The following is a 17,700-nucleotide window of genomic DNA, read 5'->3' as shown; positions in this document are numbered from 1 at the left end:
CCAATCTTTGACTAATTGATTAATTGGGAATGGCAATGAAAAACAAAACCATCTATACGCTTCTCTTTATAACCTGTGTGGTGGGGTTTTGGGTGTTTGAGAATTTTTATACCCCAGACACCTATTCCAATCCTGAAAGTGACAGTGATGGTCCGCTAATAGATAAGCTCTTTTTGCCTCAGTCCACTACGGATGAGGTGGTGCAACATGATTATTTTATGCTTTCCTATAGCGAGCCACATGAACAGGCGGAGTGGGTGGCCTATCCTTTGCAAAGAAGTCATCTTACGCATGATGACCGCCAAAGACCTTATTTTATTGAAGACCCCAAAGTGAAAACCAAATCGGCGGATTGGAGAAATTATAAAGGTTCCGGTTACGACCGCGGACATCTTTGTCCGGCTGGAGATAGACGGTTTTCCGAATATGCTTACAATGAAACCTTTTATACTAGCAACATTAGTCCCCAAAATCGGGATTTTAATGCAGGGGTATGGAACCGTTTGGAACAACAAGTAAGACAATGGTGTAAAAAACGAGGAGATTTAGTGGTTATAACGGGAGGAGTTTTGGAAAAAGGCCTGGAAGAAATTGGGGAGGAGGATGTGGACGTTCCTGAGGCCTTCTTCAAAGTGGTCATAAAGAAAAGTAAGGCTGGGGACGAATTCCTCGCCTTTCTCATACCGCATAGGGAAAGCCAAAAACCCTTGAATCAATTTCTGATTTCCATAGATGAGCTTGAAAAACGTTCGGGGATAAATTTCTTCGTTAATCAACCCAAGGAATGGCAAGACAAACTGGAAACAGATATCAATGCTTCAGGCTGGGATTTTTAGATACCGTCCTTTAATCGGTTGGAATCCAATTTCAGGAAAATAAACAACAGCATCGTAAAGAAGATAAGCCCTGAACCTCCATAACTGAAAAAGGGTAGTGGAACTCCTATGGTTGGCAAAAGTCCAATGACCATCCCAATGTTGATAAAATAATGAATCAGCAGAATGGAAATGACCCCATACCCGTACATGCGACTAAAATCATTTTTTTGCCGCTCCGCAATATAAATTAACCGTAAAAAGAAAATGGAAAATATGAGAATTACCGAAGCGGTTCCCAAAAACCCCCATTCTTCCCCAACAGAGCTAAAAATATAGTCCGTATGCTGCTCGGGAACAAAGTCTCCCTTGGTACGGGTGCCTTCCAAAAACCCCTTTCCAAAGAACCCACCGGATTCAATGGCTTTTTCGGATTGGTACGTATTGTAGCCAATAGTCTTTCGGATTTCTTCCAATTTTTGCTCATCCTTTTCCAAACGCAGCCAAAGGGCAAAACGGTCTCGGTGCCGCTGTTCAAAAACGTTGTCAAAGACAAACCGAACAGAAAAGGAAAACAGAACCGCGGCTGCCATGATGCCAATAAATGGGAGTATCGGAATTTTGGTAGATTTTTTCTTGAACCCAAAAATGAGGATGGTGAGCATAACCAAACCAATGGAAACCCAAACGGTTCCGTACATTAAGGTGGTGGCAAATAAAATGACCATGACCAGAAGAATTCCCAAATAGTAAAGCGGAAAACCTTCCCTGAAAAGCACAAAAAAGAGCGAAAAGTAAATTAGGGAACTCCCGGGATCTGGCTGGGGTAAAATCAGTAGTGCTGGTAAAAGGATAATCACCAAGGCATACAGTTGATGCCTTCTATTTTTGATGTCGGTCTGAATATCACTCAAGTATTTAGCCAAGGCCAAGGCCGTTGTCATTTTGGCCAATTCCGAAGGTTGCAGGTTAAAAAAGCCCAAATCGTACCAAGAAGTTGCGCCGGCAATGGTTTTACCAAAGACAAAAAGCCCTAACAAGAGTACAATGGAGGCAATATAGAAGATGGAGGCGAATCGTTCAAAAAAGTTGGTTTCTATAAACAGTACGAAGACAATGCCCACACCCGCCAGACCCATAAAAAATAGCTGCTTGCCATACAAGGTTGAAAAATCGAAAATGGAAAGATCGGGATCACTTAATGTAGTGGAGTAAATGTTGACCCAACCCATGAAAACCAAAAGTGCATAGAGAAAAACGGTAAGCCAATCCAATCTGCCAAACAGCCCCCTTCTACCAAACATACTCGTTTATCTTGAACGGTTCCCCACTTAAAGGTTTGGCATACTCGTGCTCCAAGGTCTTTTCGAGCATACGTTTTTCCAAATCCTTGCGGGTAATTTCCCCTTTGAGATATTTTTCAATCAATAACGAAGCAATATGTCCGGCATACCTAGCTCCATAATACCCATTTTCAATATATACGGCCAGGGCAATTTTGGGGTTTTCCACGGGGGCAAAGGCCACAAACACCGAATTATCCGTAAGCTGCACTTTTTCGCCGTTAATTCGGGTAAAGTTTTCCACAGTCCCGGTCTTACCTGCAATATTGACGCCTGGTACCTGAATCCATTTGGCAGTCCCGTATTTGTAAACGTTGGACATACCTTCGATAACGGGATCAAAATGTTTTCGGTCTATGGTGGTATAATGCGGTTCGGTGTATTTGGGATCAATCGCTCCTGAAGAACCAACACTTTTCAGAATGTGGGGCGTGTAATAATACCCTCGATTGGAAATGGCTGCGGTCATGTTGGCCAATTGAAGAGGAGTGGCTGCAACTTCCCCTTGCCCTATACTGTTGGATATGATAGTGGATGAAGCCCATCCGCCGTCACCGTACCATCTATCATAAAAGGCCTTTCCTGGAATCCTACCAGGTCTACCCGTTGGCAGATCCGTGCCCAAATAATTCCCCAGACCAAAACTTTCAATGTGCTTTTCCCAAACATCCATCCCCTCGTCCGTAGTTGGGAACTTGTCATAGATTTTTCGGAACGTTCCCGCAAAATAGGCATTGCAAGATTCCTGAATCCCCAATATCATATTGCGCACCCCGCCTCCACAATGGCATCCCTTTTTCTGGTTTCCAACATAAAACCCATTATAACATCGGAACTTGGTACTGGGTTCTATTACACCTTCTTGAAGTGCTACCAACGCATTTAATGTTTTGAATGGAGATCCAGGTTCCTTTTCAAACGAAATGGAACGATCAAATAGCGGTTTGGAAATGGAATCGTAATGGAGCTTACTGTAATTTTTGGAGCGTTGCCTGCCCACTAATAAGGATGGGTCATAAGTGGGTCCGGAAATCATGGCCAGAATCTCCCCGGTTTTAGGTTCTATGGCTACAATTCCACCGCGTTTGCCATGCATCAACCGCTCTCCGTATTCTTGCAATTTTTTGTCAAGGGTGATTCTAATTTCCTTCCCTTGTTCGGGCAAGGTGTCCAGTTTTCCGCCTTTATAGGGGCCGATATCTCGATTAAATCGGTCTTTTTGGATGTGTTTTACCCCTTTTCTTCCCCGCAATAATTCTTCGTATTGTTTTTCAACCCCGGTTTGGCCCTTTAGTTCACCCGCTACGTAGTACGGATTTCGATCCAAATCCCATTCATTTACCTCACTGATATAACCCAAAACATTGGCAGCTCCAGAAGTTGTATAGTAGCGAAGGGAACGTTTTTGGATATAGAAGCCTTCAAAGTGCCTCATTTTTTCTTGTAGGCGGGCATAATCTTCTTTGGACAATTGCGGAACGAGCACCGAAGGAAGTCGGGGGGAATAAGTTCTGGCCTTCTTCATTTTTTTGACAAATTCGGCTTTGTCTATAGCCAGGAGATTGCAGAACTCCAAGGTGTCCAAAGGTTTTACCTCTCTGGGGATGACCATGACATCATAGGCAGCCTGGTTTCCTACCATGAGTTCCCCATTGCGGTCGTAGATATATCCCCGTTCGGGATAATCGTATATTTTTTTAATGGCAGGGTCGTCCAAAATTTGGTCTGGGGAAAAGCGAAACAGTTGTAAATAGGAGAGTCTACCAATGAAGGTAAATCCAATGATTACAATGATGGAAGATAAGAGTAGCTTTTTCATTTAAAACCCGATTTGCCCTTGCATCTTTTATTTCAACGGAACAACCACAATTTTATTCGCTTTGTGGGCTAAAAAGTGAACTAAAGAGGGCACATATTATCAAAGTTACAATACCTGTGGCAAAAACCTTTTTCAAAATGAGAAGGAAATGGGACAGACTCATGATTTCAAATGAGAAAAAGACCACTTGATGGATCAACACCAATAGCCCCAAGAATGTCAATCGCTGAATTTTGGTGGTATTCCTGAAACTGAAATTCTGAAACTCGTAGTTGACACCAAAGCAGAATCGCATGATCACAGGCCTAACATAGGCTACGGTAACCGATGCAATGGAATGCAAGGCCAGGGTATCAGAGAAGAAATCAATCATAAAGCCGAGCAAAAAGGCGGTCAGCATAAATATGGCCCTGTTGCTTTTAATGGGATACCAATAAAAGAAAATGACATAGACCAAGGGATTGATGAACCCAAGAAAATTCAGGGTGTTGAAAATCAGCACTTGCGTTAGCACAAGTAAAACAAAACGAAGTCCGTTAATAAACAAGGTACTATTCATTCTGTGTTCTAGCTTCTAGTTCCTGTATTTCCTCCTTGTTTTTGTTGATGATCAGATACACATTTTTGATGTTGGACATGTCGTTGAACAGTTCCACATCAATATGATAAAAACTCCTGGAATTGTCCAGATCGTACTTTTTGATGACACCAATAGGAATGTTTTCGGGGAAAATACTGGACATGGCCCCTGTAACAATGGTATCGCCCACCACTAAGGGAACCAATCTTGGAATGTCTACCAATTGTACCACATTATAATCGCCTACATCCCAAGTAAGGGAACCAAAATAATTGGTGTTCTTGATTTTTGCGTTGATGTTGGACTTGGTGTTGAGCACACTTTGAACCGTGGAGAATTTATTGGATGTATTTTCAACAATGCCCAAAATGCCCTTGGTTGTTATTACGCCCATATCCGTGGCAGTCCCATGATTTTTTCCTTTGTCTATAGTGAGATAGTTACGTGGGGACGAAAAACTATTCTTGATTACGTTGGCACTGATTACTTCATAGCTTGTGGAAATGGAATCAGGAAAAATGGGATTGGTCAGGGTAGCATTGTTGAAGAGTAACCGTCGCAATTCCTCATTTTCTTCCACCAAACGCTGATTTTCCTCCCGCAACCCAAAATAGGCCGAAATATTGGCAGCCGTTCCATAGATATTACCACTTACCCATTTGGAGGAGTTAAAAAATCTGGATTGGTGATAGGAATGTGAACGTATGGTCAAGACCAGTGAAATGACCATGAGGAAGCCATAAAGAAACGCATTTCTGTAACTTAAAATAAAATTGATGATGCGCTGCATGCAACTGTCTCGTTACGAAAGTCCACAAACTTTCAAAATGGGTTGCCGTTTGGGACTCCGGCTACTTGATCAATATACTTTTATAGCGTTCTAGGTTTTTAAGCGCAATACCTGTACCTCGAACCACTGCCCTTAAAGGATCTTCTGCAATATAAACAGGTAAGTCGGTTTTTTGGGATAATCTTCTGTCCAGACCCCTTAGCATAGATCCACCTCCAGCTAGGTAAATCCCTGTATTGTAGATATCAGCTGCCAGTTCTGGTGGTGTTTGCGACAAGGTTTCCATAACAGCATCTTCCACGCGCAGGATACTCTTGTCCAAAGCCTTGGCAATTTCCCTGTAGGAAACTTGAACCTGTTTTGGTTTTCCGGTCAACAGGTCTCTTCCTTGAATGGATTTGTCATCCGGAGGGGACTTTAAGTCTTCAGTTGCCGAACCGATTTCAATTTTGATGGCCTCGGCTGTGCTTTCCCCTACATACAGGTTGTGTTGGGTGCGCATGTAATAGATGATATCATTGGTGAATACATCCCCTGCAATCTTCACCGATTTATCGCATACAATTCCGCCCAAGGCAATTACGGCAATTTCGGTGGTACCACCGCCTATATCCACAATCATGTTTCCTTTGGGCTGCATAATATCCAAACCAATACCAATGGCAGCGGCCATGGGTTCATGAATCAAATACACTTCTTTGCCATTTACACGTTCTGCCGATTCGCGAACCGCCCGCATTTCCACTTCGGTAATACCGGATGGAATGCAGATGACCATTCGCAAAGCTGGGGGGAACCACTTTTTCTTTAGTGCCGGAATGTTTTTGATGAACATATTGATCATCTTTTCCGAAGCATCAAAATCGGCGATTACTCCATCTTTAAGAGGCCTAATGGTCTTGATATTCTCATGGGTTTTACCCTGCATCATGTTGGCTTCCCTTCCTACGGCAATAATCTTGCCCGAAACCCGATCACGGGCCACAATAGAGGGGCTGTCCACGACTACTTTATCCAAATGTATGATGAGGGTGTTTGCAGTACCGAGGTCAATGGCGATTTCCTCGGTCATGAAATCAAAAAATCCCATAGAAAACGTTGGTTTTTCGGATTAACGGTAAATTTTATCGGCTAATGTACTAAAATTAATGTTTAAAATGCCGAGTGCCTGTCATTACCATGGCCAGTCCATTTTCATTGCAATAATCTATGCTCAATTGATCCTTAATGGAGCCTCCAGGTTGGATTACACTTTTGATGCCTGCTTTATGGGCAATCTCCACACAATCCGGGAAAGGAAAGAAGGCATCACTGGCCATTACCGCCCCTTCCAAATCAAAATTGAACGACTTGGCCTTGTGGATGGCTTGGTTCAGGGCATCAACCCTTGAGGTCTGGCCGGTTCCACTAGCACAAAGTTGCTTGTTTTTGGCCAAGACTATAGTGTTGCTTTTGGTGTGCTTACAGAGCTTGGAAGCGAATATAAGGTCTTCAATTTCTTGTGCTGATGGCTGTAGGGTGGTAACGGGATTCAATCCGTCCGCCGTATCGGTCTTAAAATCCTTATCCTGTACCAAAACGCCATTAAGGCAGGTTCGTACCAACTTTTCTGGAAGTGCAACCTCATTTTGAATCAAGATAATTCTATTTTTCTTCCCTTTCAGGATTTCCAAGGCCTCATCCGAATAGCTTGGTGCTATGACCACTTCACAGAACAGCTTGTGTATTTCCTCTGCAGTAGCTGAATCAATCTCTACGTTGGAAATCAAAATCCCCCCAAAGGCCGAAACGGGATCTCCCGCAAGCGCGTCCACATAAGCTTGTTTAATGGTGCTTCGGGTGGCAAGGCCACAGGCATTGTTGTGTTTAAGAATGGCAAAAGTAGGGTCATCATTTTGGAACTCTCCCATCAAATTCACCGCTGCATCCACATCCAGCAAATTGTTATACGAAAGCTCCTTACCATGAAGTTTGGAGAACATGGCCTCGAAATCTCCAAAGAAGACCCCTTGCTGATGCGGGTTCTCCCCGTAGCGTAGCACTTTTCCATTTTGCTCACTGATTTTTAAAGCGGTTTCATTGCCATTTGCATTGAAATAATTGAAAATGGCCGAATCGTAATGGGAAGACACATTAAAGGCCTTTGTTGCAAACCGCTTTCTGTCTTCCAGCGATGTGTTACCATTCCCTTCTGAAATCACGTTTAAGAAATCTTCATAGTCCTCCATGGAAGACACACAGAGCACATCTTTGTAATTTTTCGCTGCTGCACGGATGAGGGAAATACCTCCAATGTCAATTTTTTCAATTATATCTTGTTCCAAAGCTCCACTGGCCACTGTTTTTTCAAACGGATATAAGTCAACAATAACAATGTCCAGCTGGGGAATATCATATTCAGTCATTTGTGCCACATCCCCGTCGTTGTCCTGGCGATTCAGGATTCCCCCAAATACCTTGGGGTGTAAGGTTTTTACCCGTCCACCCAAAATGGAAGGATAGTCCGTGACTTCTTCTATCGGCACCACATTTATCCCTAAATCCTTGATAAATTTCTCGGTTCCCCCTGTGGAGTAGAGCGCAACTCCCAGTTCGTCAAGTTTTCTAACAATGGGTTCCAATCCGTCTTTGTGAAACACGGAAATAAGGGCGGCTGAAGCTTTTTTGGTGGTAGTCATTTTGTGTCTTAAAAATCAATTTCTTAAGCACACAAAAGTAATTTTTTTGTCAGTAAAATGTGAGCTGTGTTATCAACAAAATGGCACTAGTTTTAAAGAATTTGTGATACTTTTTCGTTCACAAATTCCAAAAACCGTTCATCTTCCTCCGAAAAGGGGTCCGGGGTGTTGGAATCAATATCGATTTGGCCAATATTCTCCCCGTTTAAGAACAGCGGAACAACAATTTCAGCCTTTACCGTAATACTGCAGGCAATGTAATTGTCTTGTGCGGCCACATCGGGCACAACAAAGTTCTGGTTGCTTACGGCCACTTGCCCACAAATACCTTTGCCAAAAGGGATTATGGTATGATCTGTAGGTTCTCCCGCATAGGGGCCCAATTTAAGCTCCTCTTTGTCGCCATTTCTAAAGTAAAATCCAACCCAGTCGTAATAGGAGATGGAATCCCTTAGTAAATCACAAACTGAGGCAAGACGCTCATCCACGGTTTTCTCAGAGTGGTCCAATATGGAAACTACTTTAGGTTTTAAATCGGCAAGCATATTTTAGTTTTTGCAAATGTATTTTAAACTGAACTTTTAGGTCGATTTTCAACATGAAAATTACACTTGGACCTCGCTAAAATTTAGTTAAGGATCGGCCAGAAATCCATGAACAACTAAAATATTTGGTAATTTTGTTCTCGTGAAAGTGCTTTTTCAACAAATAGCATCGGTTTGCATGGCAATGTTGGTATTGCTTTCCACGGTCTCATGGACTGTGGATAAGCATCTTTGCATGGGTAGGGTAATGGACATTTCCCTATTTACGGAGGCCGATGATTGCGACATGGAAAAGGCAATGGTTGCCATGGGAAATGAAACCAAGGGCCATGACTGTTGTGATGATGAATCTTTCACCATTTCCGGTCAGGATGATCTAAAACTTACTTTGACGGACTTGGAGTTGGAACAGCAAGTTTTTCTGCTTGCTTTTACCTACACTTTTCTTAATCCCGCGGCTTCGCTTGAGGAACGTTGTGTACCGCACAAAGGTTATCCGCCTCCTTTAATAACCCGGGATATCCATCTTTTGGACCAAGTCTTCTTGATTTGATGTTTTAAACAATTTGCAGTTACCCGTCTCAGAAATATGAGTCGGGAAGGTTGATTTATTTCAATAACAAATGTTTAAAATATCAAATGAAACACATATTAAAATTAATGCTTTGGCTACCACTGGCCATGACCGCTCAAGATAAGATTGAGGGGATGGTCATGGAAGCCAATGCGGAAAACAGACATATTGGGCTAGCTGGTGCCAATGTGTACTGGATGGATTCCCCCCTAGGAACCATTACCAAGGAAGATGGAACTTTTAGCATTCCCTATTCCCCCGATTATAACAAATTGATCATAAGTTTTGTTGGTTTTCAATCGGATACGCTGACCATTAACGAACCCAAAATGGTGCATCATTGGTTGCGGCCTTCCAACCAATTGGATGAGGTGGTTGTGGAGAAAGAACGGGATGCTGTTCAGAAAGCCTATTTTGCGCCTCAGAACGTGGTCACGGTAAACAGTGCAGAACTGCTCAAGGCTGCATGTTGCAACCTGTCTGAAAGTTTTGAGACCAATCCGGCCATCGATGTCAATTTCAACGATGCGTTGACGGGGACAAAGCAAATACAGATGTTGGGATTGACTAGTCCCTATCTGTTGATTACCCAGGAGAACATCCCTATGGTTCGTGGAGCTTCGCAAGCTTTTGGGCTTACCTTCACCCCAGGGACCTGGGTGGAGAGTATCCAGATTACCAAGGGTGCGGGAAGTGTGGTTAATGGCTATGAAAGTATTTCGGGCCAGATCAATACAGAATTGCAAAAACCCCTTACCGATACCCCCATATTTGCCAATGGCTATGCCAATCTAAATGGGAGATTGGAGCTGAACACCCATTTGAATACCAAATTGTCTGACAAATGGAGTACCGGACTGTATATTCACGGCAATAGACGGGATATAGAGGTGGATAACAATGATGATGGGTTTTTGGACAATCCGTTGGCCAATCAGATCAACATCATGAACCGATGGCAATATCAAAACCCGGAAACGGGATGGATTAGCTTTTTGAACGTACGATATCTTAATGATGAAAAACAAATTGGCCAAGAGGATTTTAATCCAGATACTGACCGATTTACGACCAACGCCTGGGGCAGTGAAATTGACACCAAACGGTTTGATGGATCGTTGAAATTGGGATATGTTTTCCCCGATTTGCCCTATCAGAGCTTTGGATTTCAAGCTTCATATAGTAATCATCAGCAGGATTCCTACTACGGGTTTAATGTGTACAATATTGATCATACGAGTATTTATTCGAATTTGCTGTTCAATTCCATTATTGATAATACCAAGAACAAGTTCACCGCTGGTTTGACATTCGCCTACGATGGCTATGATGAACTGGTAAACACTCAAAATTTTGAGCGCGTGGACCGTTCCGCAGGTGCATTTTTGGAATATGCCTACACCAATTTGGAGAAGTTGAGTTTTACAGCTGGACTTCGGGTGGATACCCACAATAGATTGGGCAATTTTGTAACTCCCCGTCTTCATGTAAGGTACACGCCTTGGGAGAAAGGGAGTCTAAGGGGTTCTTTTGGTATTGGAAGAAGGGCAGCCAACATTTTTGCTGAAAATCAGCGTATGTTCGCTTCCTCCCGAGCAATCCTGTTACAGGGCAATGGTGGTCCAGTTTATGGATTTGACCCTGAAAAGGCCGTTAATTATGGTGTTAGTTTTCTACAGGGATTTACCCTGTTTGAAAGACCAGGTAATTTCTCTGTGGATTTTTATAGGACGGATTTTGACAACCAAATTGTAGTGGATTGGGAAAATCCTAGGGAAGTAACCTTTTCCAATTTGGACGGAAAAAGTTTTGCCAACAGTCTTCAGGTGGAGTTGAACCATGAACTGTTGCCTAGATTTGAAGTGCGTACAGCTTACAAGTTCTATGATGTAAAAACAGATTACCAAACTGGAAGATTGCAAAAACCCTTGCAGGCGCGACATCGTTTTTTTACCAATTTAGGCTATACAACCGAACCAACGGAGAATGGCTCCCAATGGCGCTTTGATTATACCTTGCATACCTTGGGAGAGCAAAGACTGCCCAATACATCCGCAAATCCTATGGAATTTCAGTTGGGGGATTTCGCTGAGGGGTATAGTCTTATGAATGCCCAGGTGACCAAGGTGTTTTCCAAGAAATTTGAAGTGTATGTTGGCGGCGAGAATTTGGCAAACATCAGACAGGACAATCCGGTTTTGGGTTCGCAAGATCCATTTGGAACGAACTTTGACACGACCATTGTATACGCCCCTATTTTTGGTCGAATGGTATATGCGGGCTTTAGATTTAAATCATAATAACTAAATTGAAATAAGATGAAAAATAGAATTTTGATAATTGTTTGCTTGTTGATCTCCACCTTAGGGATGGCTCAGGACAAAAACAAAAAAGTGGTTCTGGACGTCAATGGTAAATGCGAAATGTGTAAAATGCGCATTGAAAAGGCAGCTCTGGAAGTACCTGGAGTAAAATTTGCGAGCTGGGACATACCCACCCACCAACTTTCTTTGGTAATGGACGAGAGAAAGACCGATGCCATGAAGATTAAAACGGCTTTGGTGGAAGCAGGCCATGACACCAAGGAATTGAAGGCAACCCAAGAAGCCTATGATAAAATTCACCCATGTTGCAAGTATAGGGAAGACAATACGGATGATAGCAAGAAACACAATGAAGGTTAGATGGATCAAAAACTTGGGATAGCCGGTATGACCTGTGAAGGTTGCGTGGCTTCCGTTACGGAGAAATTATCAAAAGTGAAAGGTGTAGAGGCCGTTGAGGTGGATTTGACATCGGCTTCAGCCCATTTATCCACTCTGCATCATATTGATATATCCGAATTTAGGGCGGTACTTCCAGACAAGTATAAAATCACGGAGGGAGTAATTCATTCTGATTCAGTTGAAGTTCAAGAAGAAAAGTCAAAATGGGCCCAGTTACAACCCTTATTCTTGATTTTTGCCTACCTCTTTGGAGCAGCAATTTTGCTCCATGCAAGGGATTGGAACACCAATGAAGCCATGTTGGACTTTATGGGCTTGTTCTACATTGTCTTTAGCTTTTTCAAGTTTTTGGATTTGAAGGGTTTTCCAGAAAGTTTTGCCATGTACGACCCCTTGGCAAGGGCGGTGCCATTTTATGGATGGCTTTACCCATTTATTGAACTTGGTTTGGGGCTGCTATTTTTGATGCGATTGGAATTACAATTTGCTCTGATTGCCACGATTGTGATACTTGGGATAACAACTTTTGGGGTCACCAAAACCTTGTTGGACAAAAAGAGCATCCGATGTGCGTGCTTGGGTACCGCATTAAAACTTCCCATGACCGAGGCCACCTTTATTGAAAATGCCATCATGTTGATCATGGCGTTTTGGATGCTGTTGGCTTAAAAGTAAGTAAAGGCCTCTTTTGGGTATAGCAATGCTATCCGTTCAAGAGGCCTTTTTTCAACCTATTTGAGTTTAATGACAAATGCTTTGGTGTCTAAAAGTTTTGGCTTCAGACTTTCAGGAATCGAAATCACCAAGCGATCTTCCACTTTTTTGGTTTTTAATGAAGTGTTTGTTTCAAGCAATTTTGCCCTTAGTCTTTTTTGAACCTTACCTAGAGGAAAACTGATTTCCGAGGTTAAATCGGTTTCCCCTTTCTGAACCAAATAAATCAAATATATGGTGCCATCTGGTTTAGAGGTTACACAGATTTGACCAAACTTGTATGGATCTAAGGCACGGGTTCCATAAATGGCTTCGCTATTTACTTCCATCCAATCTCCCATTTCTTTGAGCATGGTATAGGCACCTTCATCCCAAGTGCCTGCTGGGCTTGGGGCAATGTTCAAGAGTAGATTGCCACCTTTGGCCACTATATCCACCAGTAGATGAACAGCTTCCCTGCCAGACATGTATTTGGCGTTGAAGCTATAGGACCAACTTCCACCGGCAATGATACAGGATTCCCAAGGATAGGGCAGCGGTTTGTGCGGAACTCTATTTTCAGGGGTCAAATAATTCTGATTTTTTCCATGTACGGCTCGGTCAACCACAATCAATCCAGGTTGTTTTTCCCTGGCTTTGACCACTAATTCGTCCATTTTTATGTCTTGGTTCACAATGCGGTGTTTCAGATAACCATTGTCGTTATTGGTGAGCTGTTGGTCATACCAAGTGGTTATGGCCGATTTTGGGGTTTTGGCTACCCAACCGCCATCCAGCCAAAGGATATCTACCTTGCCATAATCGGTTAATAGCTCCAAAATCTGATTGTGTGTGAAATCAACATACTCTTGCCATTTTTTTGGGTTGGCTTCAGGTTCGTAGTTCACATTCCGATCTCTTGGTGGATAATAGGGGTCCCAGTACGAAGGAACGTGCCAGTCCGGCTTTGAAAAATAGGCTCCTGTCCACAATCCTTCGTTTCTAAAGGAATCAAAGATTTCTTTAGTGATGTTTGCCTTCGGGTTTTTGGAAAATGGAACATCGGGTGCCGTTATCTTATAATTGGTGTATTTGGAATCGAACATGGAAAAACCGTCGTGGTGTTTCGTAGTGAAAACCACATATTTCATTCCAGCTTGCTTGGCTGCTTTCGCCCATTTATTGGGGTCAAAATCCACTGGATTGAAGGTCTTTCTTAAGTCTTCGTATTCTTGTTTATAGGTAAAATAATCTTGTGGGTTTGATCCTTTTGTTCGTTTACACCAACCATATTCTTCGGGACAAAGTGACCAAGATTCCACAATCCCCCACTGGCTATAAGTGCCCCAGTGCATGAGCAAACCAAATTTTAAATCTTGCCAAGCTTCCAATTTATCCAAGACCAAGGGGTCTGTTTCGGGAACGTACCGCTCATCCTCATAAACAGCCTGGGCTTGTAGTTGGGTTCCAATGGAAATACATGCCATCAACAGCAACAGTGGCATGGTAATAGTTTTTCTTGTCATGGTATGGTCTTAGTCAATAATAATCTCATCGGCAAATACCCAAGAGGGTAATCCAGCGGCATGATGCCAGTACGGAGTAGGGGTATTTGGGGCAATTACTTTAATGTATCTCAGGTTTGTAGAGTCAAAATCAAGATCAAAGTATTGGATGTCGTTAACCTTACTTTTTTTGTTTAGCGGCTTTGGATTTGCCAGTGTTCCAAGAGAAACGAAGTTTTCGTTATCCATAGATCCCAAATAGCGTACTTCGGATGGAAAAAACACCACGTGATTGGTCACTTGCAGAAAAGCCATGGAAATGCTGCTAACGGATTGGATTTTTCCCAAGTCCACCACCACTTCCATGTTATTACCTTCGTAGCCCAGCCAATTGGCATAAAAACTACTACCGCCCAATGCGCCATCAGTGAGCACCATGGGGTCTTCTCCGGCGTATTTCTTGGGTTGGGTAAGGGTAACCACCTGTTTTCCTTTGGCCTTGTTGGGTTTCTTGGCCATTTCCAAGGCGGACAGGTAATTGGCTCCATACTCATTTACCGTGAAACCCATTTCGTTCATCAGAGTGATGTCGTTTGCTTTGGCGGTCTTGCTAAAGTTGTCCAATAATAACGCAACTGCTGGATTTATGGATTCCACCCCGTTGGCATCAGCAACCGTAAGGCTCAGATCCGTGGTCAGGTTTTTTCTGCTGGCTTCCAGAACCGCATAATCAATCCCCATGCGGGCCAGCTTAACCCGATTTATAACTTCTGGTTTTTGGGATACCGCTTCCTCAGCAGCATCAAAAAGGGCCACGTATTCTTTTAAGAGTTCAGGATTCAGATAAGAACCAAATGCTTCAGAGGGATCACCGTATAGAAAGAGGAAAAAATCCGGAACCTCTTGCAATTGGTCATGAATCTTATTGACATATTCTCGTACGAATGGCGCTGCTTCTTCATAATATCCATCTGTAAACTCCTCGAGCAAGGCCTGAAAATCAAGATTTGGATCCCAAAGTAGTTTTGCAGTCATATACGAGCGAAGCTCGAACAACTCACTGGGGTTATTGCTGTGTTGCTCAAATACCCACTGGGCATTGTTGTCCCGAAACAATTGAATGTTGGGTTGTAAGGTTCGAATGTTCGGGAAGGGTGCCAAAAAGTTGGTGAATTGGGTGGTATAATCCCAAATACGGATGTTGTCGGTCAATTTTCCCCAACCGATAAGGTCATTGGCAAAATCCTCACATTTGTCCGCAATGGGGCCACTACGATCGCACTCAATGGAGCACAAAGTGATCAACACATTTTCCTCTGGTTTTGATTTTGGGGGTTTACGGGTATGTTGATAGGCCAGGGTGGATATGGTCTTTTCCGGAAAGGCCTTGGCCACCTCGTTTACAAACCGAATCATGGTACCGGCAGGGCTTCCCTCAGCTTCGTCCACTTTACTGCAAATGGGACATTGGCAATACTGCTGATTGTCATCCTGACTCACCGATAAAACAGCAGCATTGGGGTGTCTTTCAAAAAGAGCCGCCACCGAATCTTTTACAATCTCCAAAACGGTCTCATTGGTCAGACAAAGCTGGGTAGGTAATCTTTTATCCCCTCTTAGGGCATAATATTCCGGGTGCTCCTCGTAAAAAACCTCCTCGGGCATAAACTTATGAAACGTATGTACCCGTGCAGAAGGCACATAGGTCGGAAACGCCTCATAGGTCACCTTTTGCTGGTCAGCGAATTCATGGTTTTGGTAAAACAACCTTGAATGGACGGTTCGAGTGGTAATTTCCGGAGTATAGGAATAATCAATGGGATCTAATGAAATGGTCTTCATTTCCGGAATTTTTGCAACTCCGGGTGCGTACCATTTACAGTCCAAGAATTTTTCCAAAAACTCATAAACGGCATTTTGGGTAGCAGCGTCAGAACCGCCACTGATGTATAAATTCCCGTTTTCAGTCTGGATTTTGATTTGATGGTATTCCAAGGATTCTTCCTTGATATTGCCCACATAGATTTTCTTCTTTGTCGTTTGGGAATTTTCATCCACAAGATTTATTTGGGCTCCGCTAATTAGTAGTAGATATTCCTGAAGTTTTTCCGCAGACTTATGCTGGCTCCCTGTGGAGTCGCCCGTGTAGACTATCTCGTACTCAGAACTGCCGTTCTTGGACAGGGTAATTTTATCAGTATTACAGGCCGAGAACAGAATAGTTAGACCTAGGATGATGAAATGGAATTTTGTTGGCATTGGCTTTATTGTGAGGTTATTTTATGGATGCTTCGTACATGGCTTTCAGAAGGCTGTTGGAATCTTTGGTGTCGTTGCCCAATTGCCAAAACATAATGCCTCCCAATTGTTTTTGCAATGCATATTCCGTCTTTAAGCGAACGGAAACAGTATCGTCATAGCTAATAAAAATGCTATCCGTGGCATTGTAGAGATAAGGTGCCTTGGCTATGGGATCCCAATATCTTTTGTACTGGGTATCTGGCTCAAATTCGCTTCTGATCTGCCTATAGGCACTCCATCCAATATGGGCTCCTGTGTTGGACTGGTATAAACCATTGTTTGTTGGCGGAACACCTTTCCAAGCGCGGCCATAAAACGCAGAACCGATGACCATCTGTTCTGCTTTAACGCCTTGCTGTAAACAATAATCAACAATGCGCTCCGCAGACCTGGGGTCAAGACTGGTAATGCCTCTTTCCCTTAATTGTTCTCTACGCTCATTCATATACTCCCAAGCAAAGGTTTCTTTAACATCCGCTTCAGTAATGAGGCCCAACGGGGTATGATGTCCGGTAAAGGGGGAACTTCCTCCGACTTGATCATAGGTCATGATATTCATATAATCCACATGCTTCATTACCTCCAGTAATTCCACATTGTTGTAGTATCGTTGCCAACCCGCAGAGGCAAACGTTAAGGTTTGTTTGCGGTCTAGGGTGTTCAATCCTTCCCGAAGCTCTTTCATCAACAAGGTGAAATTTTGCTTGTCTTCGGGTCGCGCTCCTGTTCCCGCGGCAGGAATGGCGGGATATTCCCAATCCATATCCAGTCCGTCCAATGCATAGGCTTTGTTAAAGGCAACTGCACTTTCCACAAACTTTTTGCGGTTTTCCGGGGTATGAGCCATGTCTGAAAAACCATCGGCGCCCCATCCGCCACAGGCGATCATTACTTTAATGTGGGGGTGTTTTTCACGTTGGGCTACCAAGGCTTTGAGTTTTTCGCCAGATTCAGCGTTTCTAAACTTCATTTCTCCATCGATCACATTGGTAAATGAGAATATGATGTGGGTGAGTTGATCCAACGGAAGCTGGTCAGGTTGGTAGTCCGCTTCTGGGACATAGTAGCCCATGACCACGATTGAATCGGTTTCTTCCAGTGGTTCGGAACAACCCACTAAACCAACCGCTAATATGACGGCTAGAATGGAGTTTAATAATTGGGAGAATTTCATTTTTAAGTATAGGTTTAGAAACTAAAAATTAGTCATTTATCGGTAGCTAACAGAAAGAATTAGACCGAGAGCGTTGGTACATATATCAACAACAGATTTGAGGCTATTGTGAAGCTCGGATCAATGGTGAAAGTTGGGCATCGCAGCTACATGCAGT

General features: G+C 43.1%; 15 protein-coding genes. 5 read left to right on the top strand and 10 right to left on the bottom strand.

Annotated features, from left to right (window positions below):
• The first annotated feature begins 35 nt into the window (after window positions 1-35).
• A complete protein-coding gene (locus tag ACOOE0_RS02560) occupies window positions 36-836 on the top strand; it encodes a DNA/RNA non-specific endonuclease (protein ID WP_420400912.1) in 801 nt (266 codons plus the stop codon).
• Here the strand turns inward: ACOOE0_RS02560 and rodA are convergent.
• The 7 genes from rodA to ACOOE0_RS02525 form a co-directional block, all read right to left on the bottom strand.
• Window positions 833-2,119, bottom strand: a complete 1,287-nt coding sequence (rodA, locus tag ACOOE0_RS02555; RefSeq protein ID WP_420400911.1) for a rod shape-determining protein RodA — start codon at window positions 2,117-2,119, stop codon at window positions 833-835. The two genes, ACOOE0_RS02560 and rodA, sit on opposite strands and share 4 nt — an antisense overlap.
• Window positions 2,109-3,977: a peptidoglycan D,D-transpeptidase FtsI family protein gene (locus ACOOE0_RS02550; protein WP_420400910.1), complete on the bottom strand. Its 1,869-nt coding sequence runs from the start codon at window positions 3,975-3,977 to the stop codon at window positions 2,109-2,111. The genes rodA and ACOOE0_RS02550 overlap by 11 nt, the downstream gene beginning before the upstream one ends.
• Window positions 3,978-4,029: 52 nt before the next feature.
• The gene (locus tag ACOOE0_RS02545; protein ID WP_420400909.1) at window positions 4,030-4,536 is read right to left on the bottom strand and encodes a rod shape-determining protein MreD; all 507 of its coding nucleotides are present in this window, start codon (window positions 4,534-4,536) and stop codon (window positions 4,030-4,032) included.
• Window positions 4,529-5,347 carry a rod shape-determining protein MreC gene (gene mreC, locus ACOOE0_RS02540; RefSeq protein ID WP_420400908.1) on the bottom strand — a complete coding sequence of 273 codons (819 nt, stop codon included), beginning with the start codon at window positions 5,345-5,347 and terminating at the stop codon, window positions 4,529-4,531. The genes ACOOE0_RS02545 and mreC overlap by 8 nt, the downstream gene beginning before the upstream one ends.
• A gap of 61 nt (window positions 5,348-5,408) precedes the next feature.
• Window positions 5,409-6,437: a rod shape-determining protein gene (locus ACOOE0_RS02535; RefSeq protein ID WP_036380166.1), complete on the bottom strand. Its 1,029-nt coding sequence runs from the start codon at window positions 6,435-6,437 to the stop codon at window positions 5,409-5,411.
• A gap of 55 nt (window positions 6,438-6,492) precedes the next feature.
• On the bottom strand, window positions 6,493-8,025 hold the full coding sequence (gene purH, locus ACOOE0_RS02530; RefSeq protein WP_420400907.1) for a bifunctional phosphoribosylaminoimidazolecarboxamide formyltransferase/IMP cyclohydrolase: 1,533 nt from the start codon (window positions 8,023-8,025) through the stop codon (window positions 6,493-6,495).
• A 92-nt stretch (window positions 8,026-8,117) separates the two neighbouring features.
• Window positions 8,118-8,570, bottom strand: coding sequence for a GAF domain-containing protein (locus ACOOE0_RS02525; protein ID WP_420400906.1), 453 nt, complete (start codon window positions 8,568-8,570; stop codon window positions 8,118-8,120).
• 178 nt (window positions 8,571-8,748) lie between these two features.
• On the opposite strand from ACOOE0_RS02525, the gene ACOOE0_RS02520 reads away from it, so the two are divergent.
• The 4 genes from ACOOE0_RS02520 to ACOOE0_RS02505 all read left to right on the top strand — a co-directional run bounded on the left by ACOOE0_RS02520 (window position 8,749) and on the right by ACOOE0_RS02505 (window position 12,539).
• Window positions 8,749-9,123 (top strand): HYC_CC_PP family protein, encoded by a 375-nt coding sequence (locus ACOOE0_RS02520; protein WP_420400905.1) that lies wholly within the window; start codon window positions 8,749-8,751, stop codon window positions 9,121-9,123.
• Window positions 9,124-9,209: 86 nt separating this feature from the next.
• On the top strand, window positions 9,210-11,444 hold the full coding sequence (locus tag ACOOE0_RS02515; RefSeq protein WP_420400904.1) for a TonB-dependent receptor: 2,235 nt from the start codon (window positions 9,210-9,212) through the stop codon (window positions 11,442-11,444).
• Window positions 11,445-11,462: 18 nt separating this feature from the next.
• Window positions 11,463-11,828, top strand: a complete 366-nt coding sequence (locus tag ACOOE0_RS02510) for a heavy-metal-associated domain-containing protein (protein WP_420400903.1) — start codon at window positions 11,463-11,465, stop codon at window positions 11,826-11,828.
• Window positions 11,829-12,539 carry a heavy-metal-associated domain-containing protein gene (locus ACOOE0_RS02505; RefSeq protein WP_420400902.1) on the top strand — a complete coding sequence of 237 codons (711 nt, stop codon included), beginning with the start codon at window positions 11,829-11,831 and terminating at the stop codon, window positions 12,537-12,539.
• Window positions 12,540-12,601: 62 nt separating this feature from the next.
• On the opposite strand, the gene ACOOE0_RS02500 is transcribed toward ACOOE0_RS02505, so the two are convergent.
• From ACOOE0_RS02500 to ACOOE0_RS02490, 3 genes are read right to left on the bottom strand one after another with little or no spacing between them, the layout of a single operon-like run.
• The gene (locus ACOOE0_RS02500) at window positions 12,602-14,089 is read right to left on the bottom strand and encodes an alpha-L-fucosidase (protein ID WP_420400901.1); all 1,488 of its coding nucleotides are present in this window, start codon (window positions 14,087-14,089) and stop codon (window positions 12,602-12,604) included.
• Between the two features lie 9 nt (window positions 14,090-14,098).
• A complete protein-coding gene (locus ACOOE0_RS02495; protein WP_420400900.1) occupies window positions 14,099-16,327 on the bottom strand; it encodes a DUF4838 domain-containing protein in 2,229 nt (742 codons plus the stop codon).
• Between the two features lie 16 nt (window positions 16,328-16,343).
• Window positions 16,344-17,543, bottom strand: a complete 1,200-nt coding sequence (locus tag ACOOE0_RS02490; RefSeq protein WP_420400899.1) for a glycoside hydrolase family 18 protein — start codon at window positions 17,541-17,543, stop codon at window positions 16,344-16,346.
• Between the last annotated feature and the right edge of the window lie 157 nt (window positions 17,544-17,700).

It is taken from the genome of Flagellimonas sp. (genome assembly GCF_965215805.1).
GTDB lineage: Bacteria > Bacteroidota > Bacteroidia > Flavobacteriales > Flavobacteriaceae > Flagellimonas.
The sequence above is the reverse complement of the archived record's forward strand: the minus strand, read 5'-3'. Positions and strand labels throughout refer to the sequence as shown.

Coding starts and splice junctions, on each gene's coding strand:
- rodA (WP_420400911.1), bottom strand. CDS start 2,119: ATGTTTGGTAGAAGGGGGCTGTTTGGCAGATTGGATTGGCTTACCGTT.
- ACOOE0_RS02495 (WP_420400900.1), bottom strand. CDS start 16,327: ATGCCAACAAAATTCCATTTCATCATCCTAGGTCTAACTATTCTGTTC.
- ACOOE0_RS02550 (WP_420400910.1), bottom strand. CDS start 3,977: ATGAAAAAGCTACTCTTATCTTCCATCATTGTAATCATTGGATTTACC.
- ACOOE0_RS02535 (WP_036380166.1), bottom strand. CDS start 6,437: ATGGGATTTTTTGATTTCATGACCGAGGAAATCGCCATTGACCTCGGT.
- ACOOE0_RS02520 (WP_420400905.1), top strand. CDS start 8,749: ATGGCAATGTTGGTATTGCTTTCCACGGTCTCATGGACTGTGGATAAG.
- ACOOE0_RS02515 (WP_420400904.1), top strand. CDS start 9,210: ATGAAACACATATTAAAATTAATGCTTTGGCTACCACTGGCCATGACC.
- ACOOE0_RS02560 (WP_420400912.1), top strand. CDS start 36: ATGAAAAACAAAACCATCTATACGCTTCTCTTTATAACCTGTGTGGTG.
- ACOOE0_RS02525 (WP_420400906.1), bottom strand. CDS start 8,570: ATGCTTGCCGATTTAAAACCTAAAGTAGTTTCCATATTGGACCACTCT.
- ACOOE0_RS02545 (WP_420400909.1), bottom strand. CDS start 4,536: ATGAATAGTACCTTGTTTATTAACGGACTTCGTTTTGTTTTACTTGTG.
- ACOOE0_RS02490 (WP_420400899.1), bottom strand. CDS start 17,543: ATGAAATTCTCCCAATTATTAAACTCCATTCTAGCCGTCATATTAGCG.
- ACOOE0_RS02505 (WP_420400902.1), top strand. CDS start 11,829: ATGGATCAAAAACTTGGGATAGCCGGTATGACCTGTGAAGGTTGCGTG.
- purH (WP_420400907.1), bottom strand. CDS start 8,025: ATGACTACCACCAAAAAAGCTTCAGCCGCCCTTATTTCCGTGTTTCAC.
- ACOOE0_RS02500 (WP_420400901.1), bottom strand. CDS start 14,089: ATGACAAGAAAAACTATTACCATGCCACTGTTGCTGTTGATGGCATGT.
- ACOOE0_RS02510 (WP_420400903.1), top strand. CDS start 11,463: ATGAAAAATAGAATTTTGATAATTGTTTGCTTGTTGATCTCCACCTTA.
- mreC (WP_420400908.1), bottom strand. CDS start 5,347: ATGCAGCGCATCATCAATTTTATTTTAAGTTACAGAAATGCGTTTCTT.